The sequence below is a fragment of the Streptomyces sp. NPDC002886 genome (assembly GCF_042888445.1).
Lineage (GTDB): Bacteria > Actinomycetota > Actinomycetes > Streptomycetales > Streptomycetaceae > Streptomyces.
In genome coordinates this window covers 39162-58728 of the sequence record NZ_JBIAPV010000016.1, presented here as the reverse complement: position 1 = coordinate 58728, position 19567 = coordinate 39162, and the positions used below count along the sequence as shown (strand labels likewise).

Sequence of the window (19567 nt, the reverse complement as noted above, 5' to 3'; positions counted from 1 at the left end):
GTACCCCGCCAGTAGGAGTTCCGGAGGAGTGCCGATACCGCCGCCCGCACGGCTCGGGCCCCGGCCATACCGCGCGCGACCGGCCTGCCCCAGCGGACCGGCACACGCGCGATCGCGGCCGAGATCGCAGACGATGGGGCCCCTGGTCAACCGCCTCGGCCGGCTGTCGGCTGGTGCGCACCGGGCCACCGACTGGCCCTAAGGGACGCGCCAGACGTTGGCGAAGGCCGCGTTCTCGATGGAACGCCGCTGTCTTACGGCTTCCAGCTCCATCACCGCGTCGTTGACGATCGCCAGCACGGTGGTCACCGCCTCGTGCTCGTGGACCGGCTCGCTCGCGTGCTCGCTCGAGTCCTCGCAGCGGGTGTCCGCGATGCCCACGGCTTTGGCGAGGGCGAGGAGCGTGGGCTCGCCGGCCTCCCAGCGGCTTTGGGCCCGGCGCCGGACGGGCGTCTCGGCCACTTCGAGGCGATCGTTTCCGAAGGGCAGCAGGGCGCGCCGTCCCCGCGTCAACTGACCGGCGGCTTCCAGGGCTGCCTGGTAGGTATCGGAGAGGTCCCGGCCGCGGCGCCACAGCCAGTCTTCGACGCTCTCGTACGGGATCTCCCGGATGAGCGCCGCCAAGGCCTCCGCGACGAGTTCGTCATGCGGCTCGTACGGGCCGCCCGGCACGATGGAGTCGCCGTCCAGCGAAGCGGCCTCCACGGCGAGGAGATCGATCAGTTCGGCACCCGCGAGCGCGAGCGACAAGTCGCCCTGCCCGACACCGGCCCCCGGCCGTTCGTCCATGGCGATGATGCACAAGTCCTTGGCCGTACTCATGGGCGCTCCCCTCAAAAACTTCGAAATCTCGGATCCGCCGGGCCGGCCGCGCTGCCTCCGGCCCACTCCCAGCGTCGTGGCAACGCCCAGGGAGACACCATGGTTCCCCTGCCGGCGCGGACGACCCAGGGACGGCGGCTTGCCCTGCGGTTTCACCCGAAGCTTCTCGTCGCCCCGGAGGACGTGGCTACGTTCGTGGATGGCAGGGAGGCACCTCTCGTGACGCCGACCCCGGGGGCCGGGGCCATGACCGATCCGGTCAGCCGGGTCGCCGCCTGCGACGCGGTGAACGTCGCGCCTGTGGGACACGGCCACCGGCGTGACGCGGACCATCCTGCGCGGGCACACCGGTCGGGTGTGGGCGGTGGCGTTCAGCCCTGACGAAGCGGTTCCGCTTCCTGGTCGGGCCCGTCCACGCATCAGGCGGCGGCGCAGACGGGCAGTCCGGGGTCGTCGTGGGTGCGTACCGCCGGCAGCCAGGCGGTGGCCTCGGGGATGTCCGTCAGGTGCACACGGAACCAGTTGGGGGTTCCCACGCCGTGCTCGTCCTCGATGCGGATGCCGTTGACCACCATGCAGTCGGCCATCAGGACGTCGCCGTGCCAGACCCGGTGCGAGACGACATTGTTCAGGTCGTAGGTGACGTACGGGTTCCGGGCCAGGCTGAGTCGGCATGCGGGAAGGCGCTCGGTCTGGGTCTTGCAGTCGCCGTCGATGTTGAACACCCGGATGGGCTCCAGCTTCCCGGCCGGGCCCGTCGGCGCGGGCCGCGCCTGGCCGGACGGCGGGCCGGACAGCGAGGCGGACGGGCCCCGACCGGTGGCGCCGGGGGCGGCCGCCCCGGTACGGGGGGCACCGCTGTCGTGGAGCACGAACCCGATGGCGGCGGCCACGCCGGCGACGACGGCTGCCGCCCCCAGCCCCAGCCGGATCCGGCGGCCCCACGGCCCGCGCACGCCCGTCGCGGCAGCGGGTCCCTCCGAGGACACCACGGGAAGGTCGTCATCTGCGGGGTGCTCGCCGCGCCGCAGACGTGCGGGCGTCTCCTCCGATGCGGGGGCGGCTTCAACGGCCGGGCTGGTCCGGGGAGTCCTCGAGGACAGCGCGGCCGTCGCCAGTCCGGGGTCCGCGCGCAGGATCGCCGCGTGGATGGCGGAGAGCTCGGGCCCGGGGTCGAGGCCGAGTTCCTCGGCGAGGAAGCGCCGGGTGTCGGCGAAGCGCTGTGTCGCCTCGGCCTGCCTCCCGGTGCGGTACAGGGCGATCAGCAGCTGCCCGACGAGCTGCTCGCGCTGCGGGTTGGCCTCGACGAGTTCCGTCAGCGTCGGCACCAGCTCGGCTTCCCGCCCGAGGCCCAGTTCACAGGCCGCCAGCTGCTGGCAGGCGTCCAGCCGCTCCTCGTTCAGCCGCGCCCGCGCCGGCTCCACGAACGCGGCGCTGACCCCGGCCAACGGGGCACCGCGCCACATCGCGAGCGCCTCGCGCAGGGTCTCCGACGCCTGCTCCTCCTCCCGGCCCGTCATCTCCTCGGCCGCCCGCCGGACCCGGGCGCGAAAGTCCAGCAGATCGAGTTCCGTGTCGTCGACGGCGCAGATGTAGCCGTCGGCCGTGGTCTGGATCCGGTCCGCCAGGTCGGTTCCGCGCAGGGTCTGGCGCAGCGAGGAGACCGCGCTGTGGACCTGGGTCCGCGCGCTGCTCGGCGCCTCGTCGGCCCAGACGGCGTCTATGAGCCGTTCGAGGGTGACCGGCTGCCCCGCGTTCAGGAGCAGATAGGCCAGCACCGCGCGCCGCTGGGGGCGTTGGACCTCGATCACCCCGTCGACGCCCTGTGCCCCTACCTGTCCCAGAACCGTGAACCGCATGTCCGTCTCCCCCTAGAAGCACAAGTGCCGGGCGATCTTAAAGCCGCGCGCTCCGGCGGCGTAACGCCCTCACGACCCTTCCTGGCTCGAATGGGGACTACAGACATGGCGGTCGGCCGGGTCCGTTCACCGGAGTTCTTCCTGTTCGGGACGGTTAGCGGCGGCGTGTAGCGGGTGATTGGCGGACGCATAGCGGGCCCCCTCACAGTGAGCACGCCGGCCAGTCGGCGCGGAATCGATGCCGAGTCAGACGACGTCTGCCCTTTGCGGGGGGCGAGCGGCGCGAGCGCGAACACGGGGGCTGGCCGGCCCCAAACCAGAGCAGAAGGGATCGACGTGCGCAGACTTGTGCACAGGCTGACCACGTTCGCGTTGGCGGCCTTGCTGGCCGTGCTGGGGGGCGTCGTGACGTCGACGGCGCTCGCCGCACCGGCTCACGCCGCGGGGTTGTGCCAGCCCCGCGAACACGAGGACGACATTTCGGAGATCGCCGCGGAGACCGTCCGGGCCGCGTGCGCCGTGGCCGACTCCGACATCTGGTACGTCTGGACCGGCGGGCACGGCGCGAAGCCGGGCATGACCAAGGGAGCGATCGACCGGTCCGATCCCGTCCGCTCCAGGAACGATCCGTTCCGGACGGGATTCGACTGCTCGGGCCTGGTGCGCTGGGCCCTGGCGCAGGCCTACGACTACGACATCGCCGGCTCCCCCGGCCTGACGAACAACCTCTACGGGCTGTACCCGCCGGGCTCGACACGCTTCGGCGCAGCCGCGGGCACCGCCCCGCTGCTGCCGGGGGACATCCTCTTCTGGGGCAAACCTGGAGCGATCCACCACGTCGCCATCTACCTCGGAGCGGGACTGATGGTCGAGGCGAAGGAGTCCGACACCAAGATCATGGTCTCGGACTTCCGTTGGGGCTCCAAGAACGACTACGCGGGCGCCCTGCGGATGCAGTCCAAGGCTCCCGACCCCGGCGGCGGAGGCGGGGACACCGGTCAGATCCAGCACGCCACGTGGGGCGACACGCTGAATGTCCGGGCGCAGCCCAACACCGGGGCGGCCGTGGTGACCACCATCGCGGGCGGCACCAGCGTCTTCATCGGCTGCCAGGCGCACGCCCAGTCGATCACGGCGGAGGGAGTCACCAACGACGCCTGGTCCTACCTCCCGGCCCTGCACGGGTGGATCACCAATATCTACCTCAGAGGTCCGGCCTGGATGACCGACGTGCCGTCCTGTCGTGACGTACCCGTTCCGGACGCGGGTGGTGGAGGAAGCGGCATCGGACACGCCACCTGGGGCGATTCGCTCAACGTCCGGGCGCAGCCCAACACCGGGGCGGCCGTGGTGACCAGCATCCCGGGCGGCACCAGCGTGGTCATCTCCTGCCAGATGCACGCGCAGTCGATCAGCGCCGAAGGCGTCACCAACGACGCCTGGTCCTACCTCCCCGAACTGGGCGGCTGGATCACCAACATCTACCTCAGGGGGCCGGCCTGGATGACCGGGGTACCCACCTGCGGGGACTCCGGAGGCTCGACCGGCGGCAGTATCGGACACGCCACCTGGGGCGGCACCCTGAACATCCGGACCCAGCCGAACACCGGCGCGGCCGTGGTCACCACGATCACCGGCGGCACCAGCGTGCTGATCTCCTGCCAGATGCACGCCCAATCCATCACAGCCGAAGGCGTCACCAACGACGCCTGGTCCTACCTGCCCGACCTGGGCGGATGGATCACCAACATTTACCTCAAGGGGGACGCGTGGATGGCCGGCGTCCCCACCTGCGCCACCGCCTGAACCCCCATCCGTTCAAGGGAGTCACCATGAAGTTTCGAAGCACCCGCACCGCGGTCGCGGTGGCCGCCGCGGCACTCGCGCTGACGACCACGGGGCTGACCGGGTCGGCCTCCGCCACCGCCGACGGCGACAATGAAAGCGCCAGTGTGTGGGGGCCGCAGGAGGGCTGGCTGCCCGCCTACTCCCAGGACGTGCCCTGCCCCGTGGGCGCGATCTGCATCTACACGAACCAGATCGGTGGTGTCCATTTCGAGCTGCCGCACTGCACCACGTACAACCTGTACAACTGGAACGGGATCGGCGGGTGGTACAGCCGCCAGACCGGCAACACGTGGGCCCGGTTCATGCGCGGCAACGGCTCGACCATCTACCCGTTGGCCGGGCCCGATCAGCACAACTGGAACTACGACTACAACCCCGTGTACCACGTCCGGCCGTGCTGACGGCGACCGGAGTCTGAGCACCCCATCTGACGGAGAAGGCCTCCCCGAGGTCTTCTCCGTCAGGCGCCACCGCCCTTGCGGAACCGCTTGACGAGGGCCGGGTCCGACTCCCACCACAGGCCGGTACCGGCCCTCGAGCCGATGCTCCCCCAGGCCACCGACCACGTCCCCGGCTCCGGCGTGTAATGACGGCGCCGGCCGCGATTCCCGCGAGGGTCATCGGCAGCAGGCTGGAGTTGAGTACGGCGCCGCGTGGGTCCTTGGCCGGCGCCGCGACCACGTCGGTGATCTGAACCTGCGTGCCCTGCGGGCTCCCAGCGGTTACCGCCTGCTGCAGCAGCTGGGCCACCACCGTGCTCGCGGCCGAGGCGGTGAGCAGCTTCGGGCCCTGCTGGGTGACGACGACCGCGCCGTAGACCGTCCGGGCCTCGATGGCCGCACGGGCCGCGGCTTCGTCGGCGTACCGATGGATCTCGAACGCGCCCGGCTTCTCCTGCAGTTGCTTCTGCACGCCTTCGGCCGCCGCCTCGGGGCCCGCGACGCCGATGGGGAGATCACGCGGTGCGATCCGGCTGGCCTCGCGCAGCCTGCCAAGCACGCCCGCAGCCGAACCAGCTCCTCGTCCCGGCCTTCGGCCGCCTCGCCTCCACGGGCGGGCCCGCGGCCGGCCCGCTCGTCGGCCTGCCGCACCCACCTCCGCAGCCGGCTTCGTCGGCCTGGGCTCTTGACCCGCCGGGTTCCGCAGGCGGTCGCCGGTCGTGTCGCGAGGCCTGCGTCAGGGGGTTCCGCTCGGTGAGCTGATGGCGGCGATGCGACCCGAGGAGTGCGCCCGTCGGCAGAAGTGGGACGGGGATGAGGCGCGCCTGCGGGCCCATGCCCAGGCACAGGCACCTACGGGCGGTAGACCTTGCCGGGCTCGGGGTGGGCCGGTGCGAGGAGTTGGGAGACCGTCACGAAGGTGTACCCGCGATCGTGGAGTCCGGTGACGATGTCGGCGACGGCGGGAATCGCCGGCTGCACACCGGGACCGGCAGACCCTCGGAGGCTGCGAGGCCGACGACGGCGTTGTTTGCCTGGGCCAGTACCTCGCCAACGCGTGAGCGGGCGATGACCCGATCGTTCCACTCCCGCTCAGCCACGGCCGGCTCCACCTGGAAGCGGTCGGCCTCCTCCCGCAGATCGTCGACACGGCGACTTCTAGTGGGGTGCCGTTGTCCGTGCTGGCGGCGGGCAGGTCGAGACAGAGGCCGGTTTGCGGGTTGCAGAAGCCACTGCCAGCGGTGGGGAGCCGGTAGGGCTCCTGCCAACCCGCGGTTCAGTGCTCGCAGAGGGAGAACTCCCGTTCGTAGAGCTGCTCGTTGTGTTCGTCCACGAAGAACTTCCTTTCCCGCATGAGTTCCTCGCGGTACGCCTTGGCGTGCTCCAGCGTCATGGTCGACGAGTCGGCCCAAGGCTGCTGCGGCGGTACGTCGGAGGTCGAGACGATCCGCTCCGCCGGGTCGACCAGGAAGAACGCGAGGATCTTGCGGTGTCCCGGGCGGGTGGGGTCCTCGAGGCGGAACGCGTCCACGCGGTGTTGCAGGACGTTGGGGAACGCCAGGCAGCGGCCCGCCGGGGTCGGTACCGAGCCGAGCGGCTGATTCAGCGCGTCCTCGTCCTGGAGGCCATAGACCTCGCGCAGCCCGGCGTCGTCGTTCTGCTCATAGTGCGGGTCGTCGAGTGCGGCCCGGAAACCCAGCCGGCTCTCGCTGGTGTTCTCGCTGTCCCAGTAGTAGATGCCGGTCGAGACGATCCGCTCGTTCAGCATGCCCTCGACATGCCAGGAACCGCCGGGGTACTCGGGCTGGTCCGGGGTGAGGTGGATGGTGGCTAGCTTGACGATGACCTGGAGCCGGCGGCCGCGCAGGTCGACCCGGGTTGCGGCATCGGGCAGTGCGGGCGGGCTGTACACCGGGGCGTCCGGGACGATCGGGCTGCGGTCCTCCCGCCAGGCCTCATAGGCCGCTTCCCAGGCATCGCGGGCATCCATGTGGGCCGCGTCGTCACTGTAGGCAGACCGGCTCGGGTACTCCGGCTCCGAGTCGTACCAGCCGTAGGGATCGGCCTCGATCCGCAGGGGCCGCGGGTGCCGCAGATCGGTGAGCACGTTCTCGAACAGCGGGCGCAGGCGCGCCAGCACGTCCGGCAGGACGTTCGCCAGTGCGCGATGCTCCTCGGGGTGGACGTTGTTGACGTACGAGCGGAAGGCGACGGCGCCGTCGTCAGTGACGTCGACGTCCGTGGGCAGCCACTGGAACCTCTCCGAGAACTCGTACTTCGAGTAGCGGTTCGTCGGGTTCTGCCAGGCCCGCTCGGGCCCTCCGCTCGCATCCCTCACCAGGCAGAACAGGGAGGGGTGTACGAGATCCAGCACTTGGCCGTCGGATCCGGGATGCCAGTCGCGCTCCGCTTCGGGGACCTCTTCCAGGACCCGGACCGCGTCGCGCAGCCGGGACCTGAGCTGCTCGTCGACGAGGGTGTCCGACTGCCAGACCCCGTCGACCGCGGACACCTCGATGCCCGTGCGCGCGTCCCGCAACGCGGCGTAGTGCCCCAGCTCGGCGAGAACGTAGCGCATCTGTGCTTCGGTCAGGCCCTGCTCCACCGCTTCCCGCGTCCATCTGGCAATGATGTCGGCGTCCTTCATCTTGTCGAACCAGACGGGCTTGGCGCGCAAGTGCGAGCTGCACTCCATCATCTGCAGCTCCCGCAGCGTCCGCGGTGTCGCGAACACCGGGGAACGGGAGGTCTGGAAGGGCAGCGGAAAAGCGGACAGGCCGGTCACTTCTGGTGGTCCTCAAGGTCGGTGTGCGGTGCCCGGAAGAATAGCCCGGCCCACTGACACCACAGCCAGGGGGAAGGGTTGGAGGGTGTGCGCGCACCCCCACGACGCCGTTCCGGGGGCCTCGACTTCCGGCCGGTCGGGACCGTACCACTCACCCGCGCATCCGGGCGCCGGGCAGGGTCGGGGATCGCGGATCTCGCACGGCCCCTCGTAGCCCGGGAGCCCGCGCGGAACGGTGGTCGGATGCCCAAAGGGCGGGGCCGACTACGGCCGTCTGGGCGCTACGCTCCACCCGTGATCACTCATTCGAACGTACGTCTCGCCGACCTTCTCGACCGGCGTGCGGACGGGCACGAGCCTGCGCCGGACACGGTGCTCTCCGCACTGTTCGAGGGCGGGGTGTTCGTTCCCGTCACCGACACCGGATCGGTGTTGTTCCTCCCCGACGACGAGCAGCCACCCACACTGCTCGGCTTCACCGACGCGGCGCTCGGCGCACAACTGCTTCCGACGGCCGCCGGGATGGTGCACTGCGACGCGGCGCGACTGACGGACATCCTGGAGAAGACCGGCGTCGCCGTGTTGGGGGTCCGCTCCGGAAACGGACAGGTGATCTTTCCTGAGCAGGTGCTGCGGGACTGGGCGGCCTACGGGCCCGGGGCGGAAATGAAGCTCGACTGGTCCACCGACCCCGTAGCGGTCGCCCTGCGCGACGCACTGGTCCGGCGGATTCGCGAATTCCCCGCCGTCCGCTCGGTATGGGTGGGGCAGGTCCGGTGGCGAGCCAGCGGCGAGGAGCACCTGATGCTGCACGTCGCCGTGGACGAGGACCTGCCCTCCGACTCCGCCGACCGCCTGATGCAGATCCTGCTCGGCGAGGAGGTGAAGCTCGGCCCGAGCCACCCGAAGGTCGGGATGCTCGCCCTGAACATCACCACCCACGCCGAGACCATCGCCCAACTGGACCGCCAGGGACTGGACACGGTGCGCCACGACGTCGAGTCGGGCCAGGTCCAGGCGATCTCCCGCGAGTACGACGACCCGCCGGCGGCCCCGGCGAATGGCGCCGCGCCCCCGCCCGCGCCCCCGCCCCGGGGCAAGCGCCGCTGGTTCGGCCGCTCCTGACGGGACGTAGGCCGAGGGTCCTTCTGTGCGGCTTCCGTTGCTGTCGGGGTAGCGCCTCACCCCCACCCTTTTCGTCCTCTTGACGATATCGACGCATCTCGTTATCGTCGCATTGACGAAATGAAGGGGGTTCGCCATGGCCGACATCACCCGGCGCTTCGGCTGGCGCCATCTGCGCTCCGCGCCCACCACGCACATCCGCCACCACAAGCGCGGCCGACTCGTACACGACGGGCTGGGGCTCAGTTTCTGGTACCGGTCACTCTCGGCGGCGCTGTCCGAAGTCCCGGTCGACGACCGGGAGCTGGCCATGGCGTTCCACGCCCGTACGTCCGACTTTCAGGACGTCGCCGTGCAGGCCACCGTCACCTACCGGATCAGCGACCCGGCCGAAGCCGCGGCCCGACTCGACTTCTCCGTCGACCCGGACACCGGGAGCTGGCGCGGAGCCCCCTTGGAGCAGATCGCCACCCTCCTCACCGAAACCGCGCAACAGCACACGCTGGACGTACTGGCCCGGACTCCGCTGGCCGTCGCCCTGGTGAACGGCGTCGCCTCCGTACGGGAGAACGTCACCGCCGGTCTCGCCGCCGAGCCCAGACTCCCGGCCACCGGCATCGATGTGGTGGCCGTGCGGGTCGTGGCGATCCGCCCCGAGGCAGAGGTGGAGCGCGCCCTGCGCACCCCGGCCCGCGAGCAGATCCAGCAGGAGGCGGACCGGGCCACCTACGAGCGGCGAGCCGTCGCCGTCGAGCGTGAGCGTGCCATCGCCGAGAACGAGCTGGCCAGCCAGATCGAACTGGCCAGGCGCGAGGAGCAGTTGATCGACCAGCGCGGCACCAACGCCCGCCGCGAGGCCGAGGAGAAGGCGACGGCCGACGGCATCCGGACCGAGACCGAGGCGTCCCGCAAGGTCTGCCTGGCCCGCGCGGACGCCGAGGCGGCGCGCGAGACGGGCGCGGCGCGCGCCGAGGTCCAGGCAGCCTGGCTTCGCGTGCACGACGAAGCAGGCCCGGGCACGCTGCACGCCCTGGCGGCGACCCGGCTGGCGGAGAACCTGCCGCGGATCGAGAGCATCACCCTCTCTCCTGACGTCCTCACCGGGCTCCTCGCCAAGCTCGGACGCCCGGAAGGCGGCGCGGGAGCGTGAGCCTGGCCCCAAGGGCGGTGCTCGTGCACCGCAGAACCGAGTACGAGGAACTTCTCGCCCGGCACGGGACGCACGGGCAGGCCGCGTTCTTCCTTACCAGCCGGGGCCGGTCGATCGACGAGGTGGTCCGCCGCCACGAACGCACGCGACAGGCGCTGCGGGAGGTGGCGGCGGCGGTGCCGCTCACCTGGCGCAGCTCCCGGGTGGAACGGGCGGACCTGGACCGCTTCCTGTTCGCCCCGGAGGACGTGGTGGTCGTGGTCGGCCAGGACGGCCTGGTCGCCAATACCGCGAAGTATCTGCGCGGACAGCCGGTCGTGGGCATCGACACCGACCCGGGGCGAAACCCGGGAGTCCTGGTCCGGCACCGCTGCGGCGACACGGCTGCCCTGCTGCGTGCGGCAATCGCTGCCGGCGGCCGGGCGGAGGAACTGACCATGGTCGAGGCCGTCGCCGACGACACCCAGCGTCTTCTCGCGCTGAACGAGATCTACCTGGGCTCGCACGGTCACCAGACGGCCCGCTACCGCCTGGGTTCCGACGGCGACAACGGCCCTGGTGAGGCCCAGGCATCCTCCGGGGTGCTGGTGGGCACAGGCACGGGCGCCACCGGCTGGCTGCGTTCCCTGTGGCTGGAGCGCGGCAGCTCCGCGGGGCTGCCCGCGCCCTGCGAGCGGCGGCTCGTGTGGTTCGTACGGGAGGCCTGGCCCTCTCCCACGACCGGCACGACGAGGGTCGCCGGGGAACTGGGGCGGGGTCAGGGGTTGCAGCTGACCGTGGAGTCGGACCGGATCGTGGTGTTCGGCGACGGGATGGAGAGCGATGCGCTGGAGCTGACCTGGGGCCAGAGCGTACGGCTGGGTATCGCTGGAACATCGCTGCACCTGGTGACGTGAAGAATGAGATCGCCGAGCTGAGATCGCCGAGCTGAGCTAACCTGCCGGCATGCGCGCACAGTTCACCGGCTGGCCTGAGCAGGCCATGGACGTGTTGGGGCAGCTCCAGGGCGAACCGAGCCATGCGATCCGCGAGCGCTGTCGCGCGGACCGCGAGCGCCTGGTCCGCCAGCCGATGATCGCCCTGCTCAACGAGGTCGCGGACGCGGACCCGCGATACGAGGACTTCTCCGTCTGGCACTACCGCACCGACTCCTGGTGGTGGCAGAACCAGAGCGCGGCGATCAGGCTCGACCGCAAGATCGAGATCGGTCTCCGTTTCTCCCTGGACGGCCTGCGCATCCAGGGCGCCTGGTGGTACCCCGATCCCGGCCAGGTGGACCGGTTCCGCAAGGCCGTGGCATCCGAGGGGAGCGGCCGGGAATTGTCCGCCATCGTCGAGGACCTTCGGAGGATGGGCTACGACATCTCCGGGGACGTGATGAAACGTCCCCCGCGCGGCTATCCGACGAACCACTCCCGTACGGACCTGCTGCGCCATCGCTCTCTGATCGCCGCCCGCCCCCTCGGCTGCGACGAGTGGCTCCACACCTCCGAGGCGCTCGACCGGGTCCTCTCGGCCGCCGCCGACCTGGACACCCTGCTGACGTGGCTGGTCCGCCACGTGCAGCACGCCTCCTGACATCACGGACAGGGTTGGATTCAGGGCGCGGCGTCGGCCTGGTAGAGGGCGGGCGACCGTAGGTCAGCGTTCGCCGGGCGCGGGTACCAACGCGGGCAGAAGCATGGCGAGAACCCCTTCCATGTACCCCTCCGGCAGGGGGCGGGTGCGCAGGAGCCAGGTGTGGTAAATCGGCCCGTAGAGCAGCTCGACCGCCAGCTCGAGGTCGAGGTCGGGGCGGATCTGCCCGGCATCGCGCGCTTTGGCGAGGCGCGCGACGCATGCGTCGATGGAGACCCTCAGGATCCGGGTGACACCGTCCGCCGCGGCTTCGTCGGATTGGGCGGCGCCGATGAGCCCCCGCCAGATCTGACCGAACTCCGTGTTGAACAGTCGCATGACGCTCGAGGTCTGTGCGGCCAGGTCCGCGTGGATGTCCCCGGTGTCGGGAAAGCCGGCTGCGGCGTCCCGGGCGTTCTCGACGCCCTCGATGAGGATGGCGGCCTTGGAGGGCCACCACCGGTAGATGGTCGTCTTACCGACACCCGCCCGGGCCGCGATGCCCTCGATCGTGGTCGAGGTAAATCCTCGTTCGACGCAAAGGCTGAGAGCGGCCTCGATGATGGCCTGACGGGACTCTTCGCTGCGGGTTGCGGGGCTCACGGACCGACCCTATCCGAACGCAACGCTACGTCTCGTGTTGACAGCTTTCACTTCCGGCCACACAATGATCACGCAACGGTCCGTTTCGTATCGATTGCATAGCGGGGGGCGTCCCCGGTACCCGGGACACGGGTACCGGGAAGACGCCCAACCAGGAACCCGACACCCCAAGACCACAGGGCGTCAGCGCTGCAACTGAGGCTGCGGCAGGGCCTCATAGGATTGCCCGCATGCCTGCACCCTCCCGCCGCTCCGGCGCCGCGCTCACCGCGCTCTTTTCCCTGCTCATCGGGATCTCCGGGTGCGGGGAAGGTCAGGACGAGCCGGCGGAGGCCCGCCCCGGCCTCTCGCGCAGCCCGACGGGACTGACGCAGGATGCAAAACCCCGACCCCCCAAGACGGACGGAAGCCCCGGCGACATCCTCGTGGCCGGCCGCCCCATCACCGGGTCGAAGGCGACGGGACATCCCGGTGCCCCCTTCCAACGCACCTACACCGAAGGAGAGCTGTACTCCACGGTCACGGGCTACTGGTCGATGGCCTTCGGTAGGGTCGGCCTGGACGGCGTCATGGCGGACGATGTCCAGGCCGGCAAAGACGTGCCGACGACCATTGACCCCAACGTGCAACGTGCGGCTTTCGAGGGCCTGCGTGACCAGCGGGGCGCGGCGGTTGTCCTCGACACGGAGACCGGGGCCATCCTCGGCCAAGTGAGCACACCGTCGTTCGATCCCGGTGCGTTCAGCGGCAACTCCGGAGCTGATGCACGGACCTGGGAAACGCTCAAGGATGTCGACGGCCCTTTGCGGAACCGCGCCCTGCGCAAGGTGGAGAATCCCGGGTCGGCCATCCACGTCCTCGTCGCTGCCGCAGCCCTGGAAAGTGGACTCCTGGCATCCGTGGACGCGCCGACGAACAACCCGGCTGTCTACATCGCTCCGGGCAGTACGACCCGGTTCTCCGGCGACCCGGCCCACTGCACCAACGCCACCCTGCGAGCAGCTCTGCGATATGCGTGCGAGAACGTTTTCGCGCACATCGCCTCCGACCTCGGAGCCGACGCTCTGGCATCCACGGCCGAGGAGGCCGGGTTCAACAACGACAAGATGGACACACCGGTCCGCGCCTTCGAAAGCACCTGGCCGCGCGAGCCGCAGAACGCCACCCAGCTCGCTCTCGCCGCTGGCGGACTCTCCGAAGTCAAGGTCACCCCGATGCAGATGGCGATGGTGATGGCCCTCATCTCCAACGGCGGCCTCCGCGTCCACCCCCGGATCACGACCGACCCGAAGTGGTCCATGCCCCCGCACCGCGCGCTCTCCGAGCGCACCACAGAGCAGCTCCGTTCAGCCGTCGGAAGCTCGTTCAGCGCATGGGTTCCTTCCGCATCCGCCTCCTGGGCCCTGTCTGCCACGCGCACACCGGCCGGCCGCCCAGTTGCCATCGCGGTCTACATTTCCTCCCCCAGCGACGCCACCGCGCAGGCAATCCGGGTTGCCCAACGGATCGCCGGCGACAGCCCACCTGACGGGCAGTAACCCGGCCAGGATGTCACCTCGCTCCCCCGCGGCAGCTGAGGCCTCCCCACCAACAGCCGAGCCCGACGCACTCTCAGTGCGTCGGGCTCCCTGCAAGGGCGGTCAGCGCGCGATGGTCACGTTCTGGATGGTGATCTTCTTCTTGGGCGCTCCGTCGCCCTCGCCGTTGGAGTTGTCGGTTCCGGCCTTCGCGACGTCCCGCAGGATGGCCATGCCGCTGTCGACCTTCCCGAAGACGGTGTAGTTGGGGGGCAGCACGGTGTCGCCGTAGACCAGGAAGAACTGGCTGCCGTTGGTGCCCGGACCCGCGTTGGCCATCGCCACGGTGCCCTTGGCGTAGGTGGCTGTCCCCTTGCCGGGATCAGGACTGGGGAGGTTCTCGTCGCCGTACCGGTAGGTCGGCCCGCCAGAGCCGGTGGCGGTGGGGTCGCCGCATTGCAGGACCTTCAGGGCGCCAGTGGTCAGGCGGTGGCAGTTGGTCGTATCGAAGAAGTTCTTCCCCGCCAGGTAGGTGAAGGAGTTGACGGTGCAGGGCGCGTTCCCGCCGTCCAGCGACAGACCGATGGCCCCGAGGTTGGTCTGGAGCGTGACGGGCACGGCGCCGGTGTACGCGGGCTTGGCGGGCGGCCGGCCAACATTCCTGGTTCCCTGCCCCTTGGCGGGCTGATACAGGCACTCCCCGGCCCGGGCCGTGCGTGCCGGCTCCGCGGCATGGGCTACCAGCACGGTACTGGGCGCCGGCGTGGCGAAGGCGAGGAGTCCGGCAGCGACCGCGGCGCCGGTAGCGGCACGCAAGGTGATGATGAGCATGGAAATCCGTTCGTGGCAGATGCATAGTCCTTCCCGGATATCGGCACCCGCCAGGACAGACACAACCAACACCGGCAGGAGTCCTTCCAACGAGGGACCTCGGTCTACGGCACCCCCCACACTCGCCCGGACATCAGCCGACGTCGATCCACCCGGCCGCGACCAGGAGCGGGACGGCGAGGAGGCCGATGGTTCCGGTGCCGCCGGGTACCAGGATGGAGGTGTTGATCTTGCCGGTCATGATGGTGTCTCCTCGAACTTGGCACCGGGGGCATCGGTGCGGGGTCTGCCGTGGTCGTTCTGCTTCACTGCCACGGCTGCGCGAGGGGATGTGAAAGATGGCGGAGAAATTTCTTCAGGCCGAGCGGTACGAGACGGAGCGCCCCCATTTGCGGGCGGTGGCCTACCGCATGCTGGGCTCGCTCACCGAGGCCGACGACGCACTCCAGGAAGCCTGGCTGCGGGTGAGCACGACCGACATCGTTGATGTCCGTAACATCGGCGGCTGGCTGACCACGATCGTCTCCCGGGTCTGCCTGAACCTTCTCCGTGCCCGCCAGGCTCGACGCGAGGAAGGCATCGACGCGGCACCCTTGGCACAGGCCGGTCCGGGGGCCATCGATCCGGCCGCCGAGGCCGAGATGGCGGACGAGGCCGGTGTGGCGCTCCTCGTGGTCATGGAGGTACTGGGACCGGCGGAGCGGCTCGCGTTCGTGCTGCACGATCTGTTCGCGGTGTCGTTTGACGACATCGCCGTGATGCTGGAGAAGACGCCGGCCGCCGCACGCCAGCTGGCCAGCCGCGCTCGACGGCGCGTCCGGGGCGCCGAGCTCCCCACCGAACCGGAACGCCAGAGCCGAAAGCGACAGGCCGTCGACGCCTTCCTCGCCGCGACCCGCGCCGGGGACTTCGAGGCACTGGTGGGTCTGCTGCATCCGGACGTGGTGCTGACCGCGGACCCGGCCGTGATCCCGACACCCCAACCGGTCGTGGTACTCGGCGCGCACACCGTTGCCAAGGGAGCGATGGCGGCGATCGGGCGGGCCGCGACGACCGGAGTGGCGCTCCTGGACGGAGAGTTCGGGCTGGTCATGGCCGAGGGGCGAAGGCTGCGCCTGGTGCTGTGGTTCGCGGTGAACGGGGAGAGCGGGCTGATCACCGAGGTGAAGGTGATCGCCGATCGAGAAGCGCTGGCGGGCATCGCTGTGACCGCGCCCTGAGCATGCCGAGGGGGAAAGCCGGTCAAGCGCCGAAGTGCTGTCGAAGCCCGGTTCTGGCGCAGGTTCCGTGAACCGGTTTCACCCCAGCTCATCCCCATCTCGGAGCGAGCCGTCGGCCTGCCGGTTCGCCCGAGGCACGGGCCTCGACCGACCGACCTCGTAGCTGGACGTCTGTTTCGTGCCGGTGTCGCGGCCCAGGAGGTGGTCAAGTCGGCGTTTTGACTGGTGGTGTGGATCGGTGGACGCGCCGTCGCGGAACACGTCCCACAGGACGTTGGCCCCGCGTCGGGCGAGCGTCGGCAGCGCCTGCTCGTGCCCCTTGCCCTCGGCCCGCCTGCGCTCGCCTGGTCAATGCGCCTGTTCGCCTATCCCAGAAGCGACTTGGGCACCCGGCGACAGCCAGGATCACTACCGGAACGCAGTATGAGAAGGACCAGCCCTCATCGCCTTGCCGACGCCGAGCCGCTGCCACCAGCCCACGCGTTCAACACCCCGGCGGCGACCGCGAAAAATCGCTGTCCGATCACCGGAGCACGGTGATAGACAACCGGCGTGGAAAAGAATCTTGAGTTCCCCGACCTGTTGCGACTGATCGATGAACGGTCGACCGCCTTCCGAGCCGTGGTCGCCGCCGCGCCCGGTCTCGACGCGCAGGTGCCGTCTTGCCCCGGGTGGACGCTGTTCGATCTGGTGAAGCACCTGGGTGGCGGAGACCGTTTCTGGGCCGCCATCGTCGGCGCGGGGCCTGCCGACGCTCCCCCGGCCGAGGCCGTCGCCGCGCGCGCCGCGCTGGAAGTGCCAGAGGAGCGTGAGGCCCTGCTGGCCTGGCTGGACGCGTCGACGCAGCTTCTGCTGGGCGCCCTGCGCGCGGCGGGACCGGAGAGCGGCTGCTGGACGTGGTGGCCCGCGTCGCAGTCACCGCGGACCGCCGGCGGCACTGCCCGGCACCGGGTCCAGGAGACCGCGGTGCACACCTACGACGCCCAGCTCGCCGGGGGCGCCCCGCAGCCCCTGCCGGTCGAGCTGGCACTCGACGGTGTGGAGGAGTTCCTGTTCACCGTCTGCGCAACGCCGAGTGCCTGGCCGCACAAGCCCACGGCCTTCGACTTCCACGCCGCCGAGGGCCGCTCCTGGCGCCTCAGCGTCGACGGCGACGGCGCACGCATCACCCGCATACCCGCGCCCACAGCCGCGACCGGCGAAGACTCGGACGCCGCCGGCGCCTCCGTCCACGGCACGGCCAGTGAGCTGGTCCTCTACCTGTACGACCGGATCCGGGCCGACTCCTTGCACGTTGACGGAGACGCAGGGCTGCTCGACCTGCTCCGCGCCTGGGAGCCTGAGGAGAAGTAGGAGGCAGCAGGGCGGTTGGCCGCGCCTCGAGCCGGTAGGACACACCCCTTCGCCAGGTTCGTCAGTCGCGGCACGGGCCCGCTGGACCCCCAGTACGGTTGATCACGATGGCCGCTCGGACCTCGCCAGCGTCGCCACCATCCGCTCCAGGCGGGCCAGCCGGGTCTTCTCCGTACGGGCGGTGACCAGGCTGAGATACAGGGCGAAGCGGTCGGACTTGCCGAGCGTTTCGTAGAACGCCCGCGCCGCCGGGTTCGCGTCGAGCGCCTCGACGAGATCCGGCGGTGCGGTGGCGTTCTTCTGCGAGGCGTATGCCGTCGCCCAGCGACCGTCCGCCCGCGCCGCCTCGGCCTCGGCGAGACCGCGGGGGCGCATCCGTCCCTCGGCGATCAGGGCCTCTGCCTTGGCGACGTTCACCTGCGACCAGGGCGAGCGGGGGCGGCGGGGTGTCGTGCGCTGCAGGAAGTACGTGTCGTCGAAGCCGCGCCGCAGACCGTCGATCCAGCCGAAGCAGAGCACCGTGTCGACCATCTCTTCCCAGGTGAGCGACGGGATGCCGGTATGCTTCTTGGCGATCTTCACCCAGAGCGCGGTCCGCTCCCCGTGATGCTCGTCGAGCCATGCCTCCAGCTCTGCCGGGCTCGCGGGGACAAGAATCTCGACGCCGTCCTCGTATTTCTGCATAAGCCGCAGGTTAGAGGCCAGATAGGACAGATTCTGACCTACTTTGGACCCACAGCCCCCGACGCCGCCGCATTTCGCGGCGTGTACGGCCGTCGGTGACGTGATCTCACGGCAGGCTTGGCGGCGTGAACACCAGCGAAGCACCGCAGGCAACGGGGGCGGACGGGGCATCTTCCCGGGAGGCCTCCGACAACGGGCGGGTGGCGGCCTGGGAGGCGGCCGGGGAGATTCCGCTCCTGGTCGTGTCCGTGCTGTTCATGGCCTGCTTCGCGGTGCCGATCGCCGACGAGCACCTGACCGCCGCGATGCGGCAGATGTGTTTCATCGGCCTGATGGCCACCTGGGCGGTGTTCCTCGTGGACTATCTCGTCCGGCTCGCCCTGGCAGGCAACCGCCTTGCCTGGTTCGGCAGACACCTGTCGGACTTGTTGATCGTGTTCTTCCCGTTCCTGCGGCCGGTACGTGCGGTGCGCGAGCTCACCGCGGTCTCCACACTGCGCCATCGTGTGCGCCGCGGTCTGGACGTCGAACTCATGCTGTACGCCGGGATGGCCTCCGTCCTGCTGTGCACGGCGGGTGCGCTGGTCACCCTGGCCGCGGAGCGCGGTGCGCCGGGCGCGACGATCACGAGCCTCGGGCTGGCGGCCTACTGGGCGGCCACCACGATGACGATGACCATGTACGGGGAGCTGTATCCGATCACGCCCGTCGGGAGGCTGGCGGCGGTGGGGCTCAGCATCGTGGCCGTCGCCCTGTTCGGCATCGTCATCGGGGCGTTCGCCTCCTGGTATTCCGGCTGGTACGCCCACCGCCTGCGGACGGACCAGGACTCACCGGAGGCACGCCGGATGGCGGCCGACACCCTCTCGGAGATCAGGGCTCTGCGGCACTGGCTGAACCGGAACGCGGGCCAGGACCGACACGGCGAGCCGTCGGGCACCGACCCGCGACCACCGCGGTGAGGTCGTCCCGGCTGAAGTGATCACCAAGCGGACCGGGTGCCGGCCGTTCGGCCTCGGCAGCCTGGAGCCTCTGGCGGGTCCCCGCGACTGACGCGTTACTGACCGTCGGTGATGTAGTAGTCGTCCTTGAGGTATTCCAGGACGTAGCTGCCGAGGTCTTCCTCGGAGAAGGTGGCGGAGGACCTGACCGCTTCGAGCGGCATCTCGATCGTGTCGAGGGTGCGCACCCGAACGCGCTGCGGATCGACCGTCGCGGTCTGCAGGGCCTTCTTCTGCTCGGGTGAAATCATCTGGAACACGATCGCGTAGGTCGTCGTGCACGGACCGAACCCCTGATCCTCTGCCTTCTTCGCTCCTGGCCCGGCCACCTCGCAGACTGTGCCGATGTCCTCACGACCGAGGGCGTGGAGGTACTGCTCGTACCGCTGGATCGCGCGCTCCTTCGTCCTGGGCGCGGGCAGGTCGGCGCTCACGGTGGCCGATGGCTGTCCGGTTCCGGCGGATGCGGACGGCGTGCCCGACGGAACGCCCGATGGTGTGGACGCGGACGGCGGCGAAGGCTTCGCGGCGGCGCCCTCCTTCGCTTCGTCCGGACCGCACCCGCACGTCAGCAGCGCCACGCATGCCGATACCGCTGCCGCGTTCGCCCAAACCCGCGTCTTCATCTTCATCAGATTCCCCTCCACCAGCCGACTGTCCATCAAGAGCTCACGCACGATCACGCCAGACGGTTCCCGACCCGCTGTTCGGA

The 19567-nt window shown here is 70.1% G+C and carries 18 protein-coding genes and 1 pseudogene; 10 read left to right on the top strand and 9 right to left on the bottom strand.

Annotated elements, in window-relative coordinates; all coding sequences use genetic code 11:
• Positions 1-198: 198 nt before the first annotated feature.
• Both ACFYYB_RS40055 and ACFYYB_RS40050 read right to left on the bottom strand, forming a co-directional pair.
• Complete coding sequence (locus tag ACFYYB_RS40055) at positions 199-822, bottom strand: GPP34 family phosphoprotein (RefSeq protein WP_389443268.1); 624 nt, start codon at positions 820-822, stop codon at positions 199-201.
• 419 nt (positions 823-1241) lie between these two features.
• A complete protein-coding gene (locus ACFYYB_RS40050) occupies positions 1242-2681 on the bottom strand; it encodes a BTAD domain-containing putative transcriptional regulator (RefSeq protein WP_389443266.1) in 1440 nt (479 codons plus the stop codon).
• A gap of 336 nt (positions 2682-3017) precedes the next feature.
• On the opposite strand from ACFYYB_RS40050, the gene ACFYYB_RS40045 reads away from it, so the two are divergent.
• Together ACFYYB_RS40045 and ACFYYB_RS40040 are read left to right on the top strand one after the other, a co-directional pair.
• Entirely contained in the window at positions 3018-4487 is a 1470-nt protein-coding gene (locus ACFYYB_RS40045) for an NlpC/P60 family protein (protein ID WP_389443264.1), read from the top strand.
• 26 nt (positions 4488-4513) lie between these two features.
• Complete coding sequence (locus tag ACFYYB_RS40040) at positions 4514-4930, top strand: hypothetical protein (RefSeq protein ID WP_389443262.1); 417 nt, start codon at positions 4514-4516, stop codon at positions 4928-4930.
• A gap of 181 nt (positions 4931-5111) precedes the next feature.
• On the opposite strand, the pseudogene ACFYYB_RS40035 reads toward ACFYYB_RS40040, so the two are convergent.
• From ACFYYB_RS40035 to ACFYYB_RS40025, 3 genes and pseudogenes are all read right to left on the bottom strand, one after another.
• Positions 5112-5507, bottom strand: a pseudogene (locus ACFYYB_RS40035) (ABC transporter permease); the annotation flags it as partial.
• A 314-nt stretch (positions 5508-5821) separates the two neighbouring features.
• Complete coding sequence (locus ACFYYB_RS40030; protein WP_389443260.1) at positions 5822-5950, bottom strand: hypothetical protein; 129 nt, start codon at positions 5948-5950, stop codon at positions 5822-5824.
• Between the two features lie 295 nt (positions 5951-6245).
• The gene (locus ACFYYB_RS40025; RefSeq protein WP_389443258.1) at positions 6246-7754 is read right to left on the bottom strand and encodes a DUF4246 domain-containing protein; all 1509 of its coding nucleotides are present in this window, start codon (positions 7752-7754) and stop codon (positions 6246-6248) included.
• Positions 7755-8048: 294 nt separating this feature from the next.
• Between ACFYYB_RS40025 and ACFYYB_RS40020 the strand changes: the two genes are divergently transcribed.
• The 4 genes from ACFYYB_RS40020 (at position 8049) to ACFYYB_RS40005 (ending at position 11607) form a co-directional block, all read left to right on the top strand.
• Entirely contained in the window at positions 8049-8879 is an 831-nt protein-coding gene (locus ACFYYB_RS40020) for a hypothetical protein (RefSeq protein WP_389443256.1), read from the top strand.
• A 136-nt stretch (positions 8880-9015) separates the two neighbouring features.
• Positions 9016-10029: an SPFH domain-containing protein gene (locus tag ACFYYB_RS40015; protein ID WP_389443254.1), complete on the top strand. Its 1014-nt coding sequence runs from the start codon at positions 9016-9018 to the stop codon at positions 10027-10029.
• Entirely contained in the window at positions 10026-10925 is a 900-nt protein-coding gene (locus ACFYYB_RS40010; protein WP_389443252.1) for a hypothetical protein, read from the top strand. The genes ACFYYB_RS40015 and ACFYYB_RS40010 overlap by 4 nt, the downstream gene beginning before the upstream one ends.
• A 49-nt stretch (positions 10926-10974) precedes the next feature.
• Complete coding sequence (locus ACFYYB_RS40005; RefSeq protein WP_389443250.1) at positions 10975-11607, top strand: DUF2461 family protein; 633 nt, start codon at positions 10975-10977, stop codon at positions 11605-11607.
• Positions 11608-11670: 63 nt separating this feature from the next.
• Here ACFYYB_RS40005 and ACFYYB_RS40000 read toward each other — a convergent pair whose 3' ends face one another.
• Positions 11671-12249, bottom strand: coding sequence for a TetR/AcrR family transcriptional regulator (locus ACFYYB_RS40000; protein WP_389443248.1), 579 nt, complete (start codon positions 12247-12249; stop codon positions 11671-11673).
• Between the two features lie 425 nt (positions 12250-12674).
• Here ACFYYB_RS40000 and ACFYYB_RS39995 point away from each other — a divergent pair, with 425 nt between their 5' ends.
• Positions 12675-13787, top strand: a complete 1113-nt coding sequence (locus tag ACFYYB_RS39995; RefSeq protein ID WP_389443246.1) for a penicillin-binding transpeptidase domain-containing protein — start codon at positions 12675-12677, stop codon at positions 13785-13787.
• 102 nt (positions 13788-13889) lie between these two features.
• On the opposite strand, the gene ACFYYB_RS39990 is transcribed toward ACFYYB_RS39995, so the two are convergent.
• A complete protein-coding gene (locus ACFYYB_RS39990; RefSeq protein ID WP_389443244.1) occupies positions 13890-14597 on the bottom strand; it encodes a peptidylprolyl isomerase in 708 nt (235 codons plus the stop codon).
• Between the two features lie 338 nt (positions 14598-14935).
• Between ACFYYB_RS39990 and ACFYYB_RS39985 the strand changes: the two genes are divergently transcribed.
• On the top strand, positions 14936-15817 hold the full coding sequence (locus tag ACFYYB_RS39985) for a sigma-70 family RNA polymerase sigma factor (protein ID WP_389443242.1): 882 nt from the start codon (positions 14936-14938) through the stop codon (positions 15815-15817).
• 552 nt (positions 15818-16369) lie between these two features.
• Positions 16370-17170, top strand: a complete 801-nt coding sequence (locus ACFYYB_RS39980; protein WP_389443240.1) for a maleylpyruvate isomerase family mycothiol-dependent enzyme — start codon at positions 16370-16372, stop codon at positions 17168-17170.
• Positions 17171-17272: 102 nt separating this feature from the next.
• Here ACFYYB_RS39980 and ACFYYB_RS39975 read toward each other — a convergent pair whose 3' ends face one another.
• Entirely contained in the window at positions 17273-17854 is a 582-nt protein-coding gene (locus ACFYYB_RS39975) for a YdeI family protein (RefSeq protein ID WP_389443238.1), read from the bottom strand.
• 125 nt (positions 17855-17979) lie between these two features.
• On the opposite strand from ACFYYB_RS39975, the gene ACFYYB_RS39970 reads away from it, so the two are divergent.
• Positions 17980-18816 (top strand): potassium channel family protein, encoded by an 837-nt coding sequence (locus ACFYYB_RS39970; RefSeq protein WP_389443236.1) that lies wholly within the window; start codon positions 17980-17982, stop codon positions 18814-18816.
• Positions 18817-18911: 95 nt separating this feature from the next.
• Here the strand turns inward: ACFYYB_RS39970 and ACFYYB_RS39965 are convergent, their stop codons facing one another.
• A complete protein-coding gene (locus ACFYYB_RS39965; RefSeq protein ID WP_389443234.1) occupies positions 18912-19538 on the bottom strand; it encodes a hypothetical protein in 627 nt (208 codons plus the stop codon).
• Positions 19539-19567: the final 29 nt, after the last annotated feature.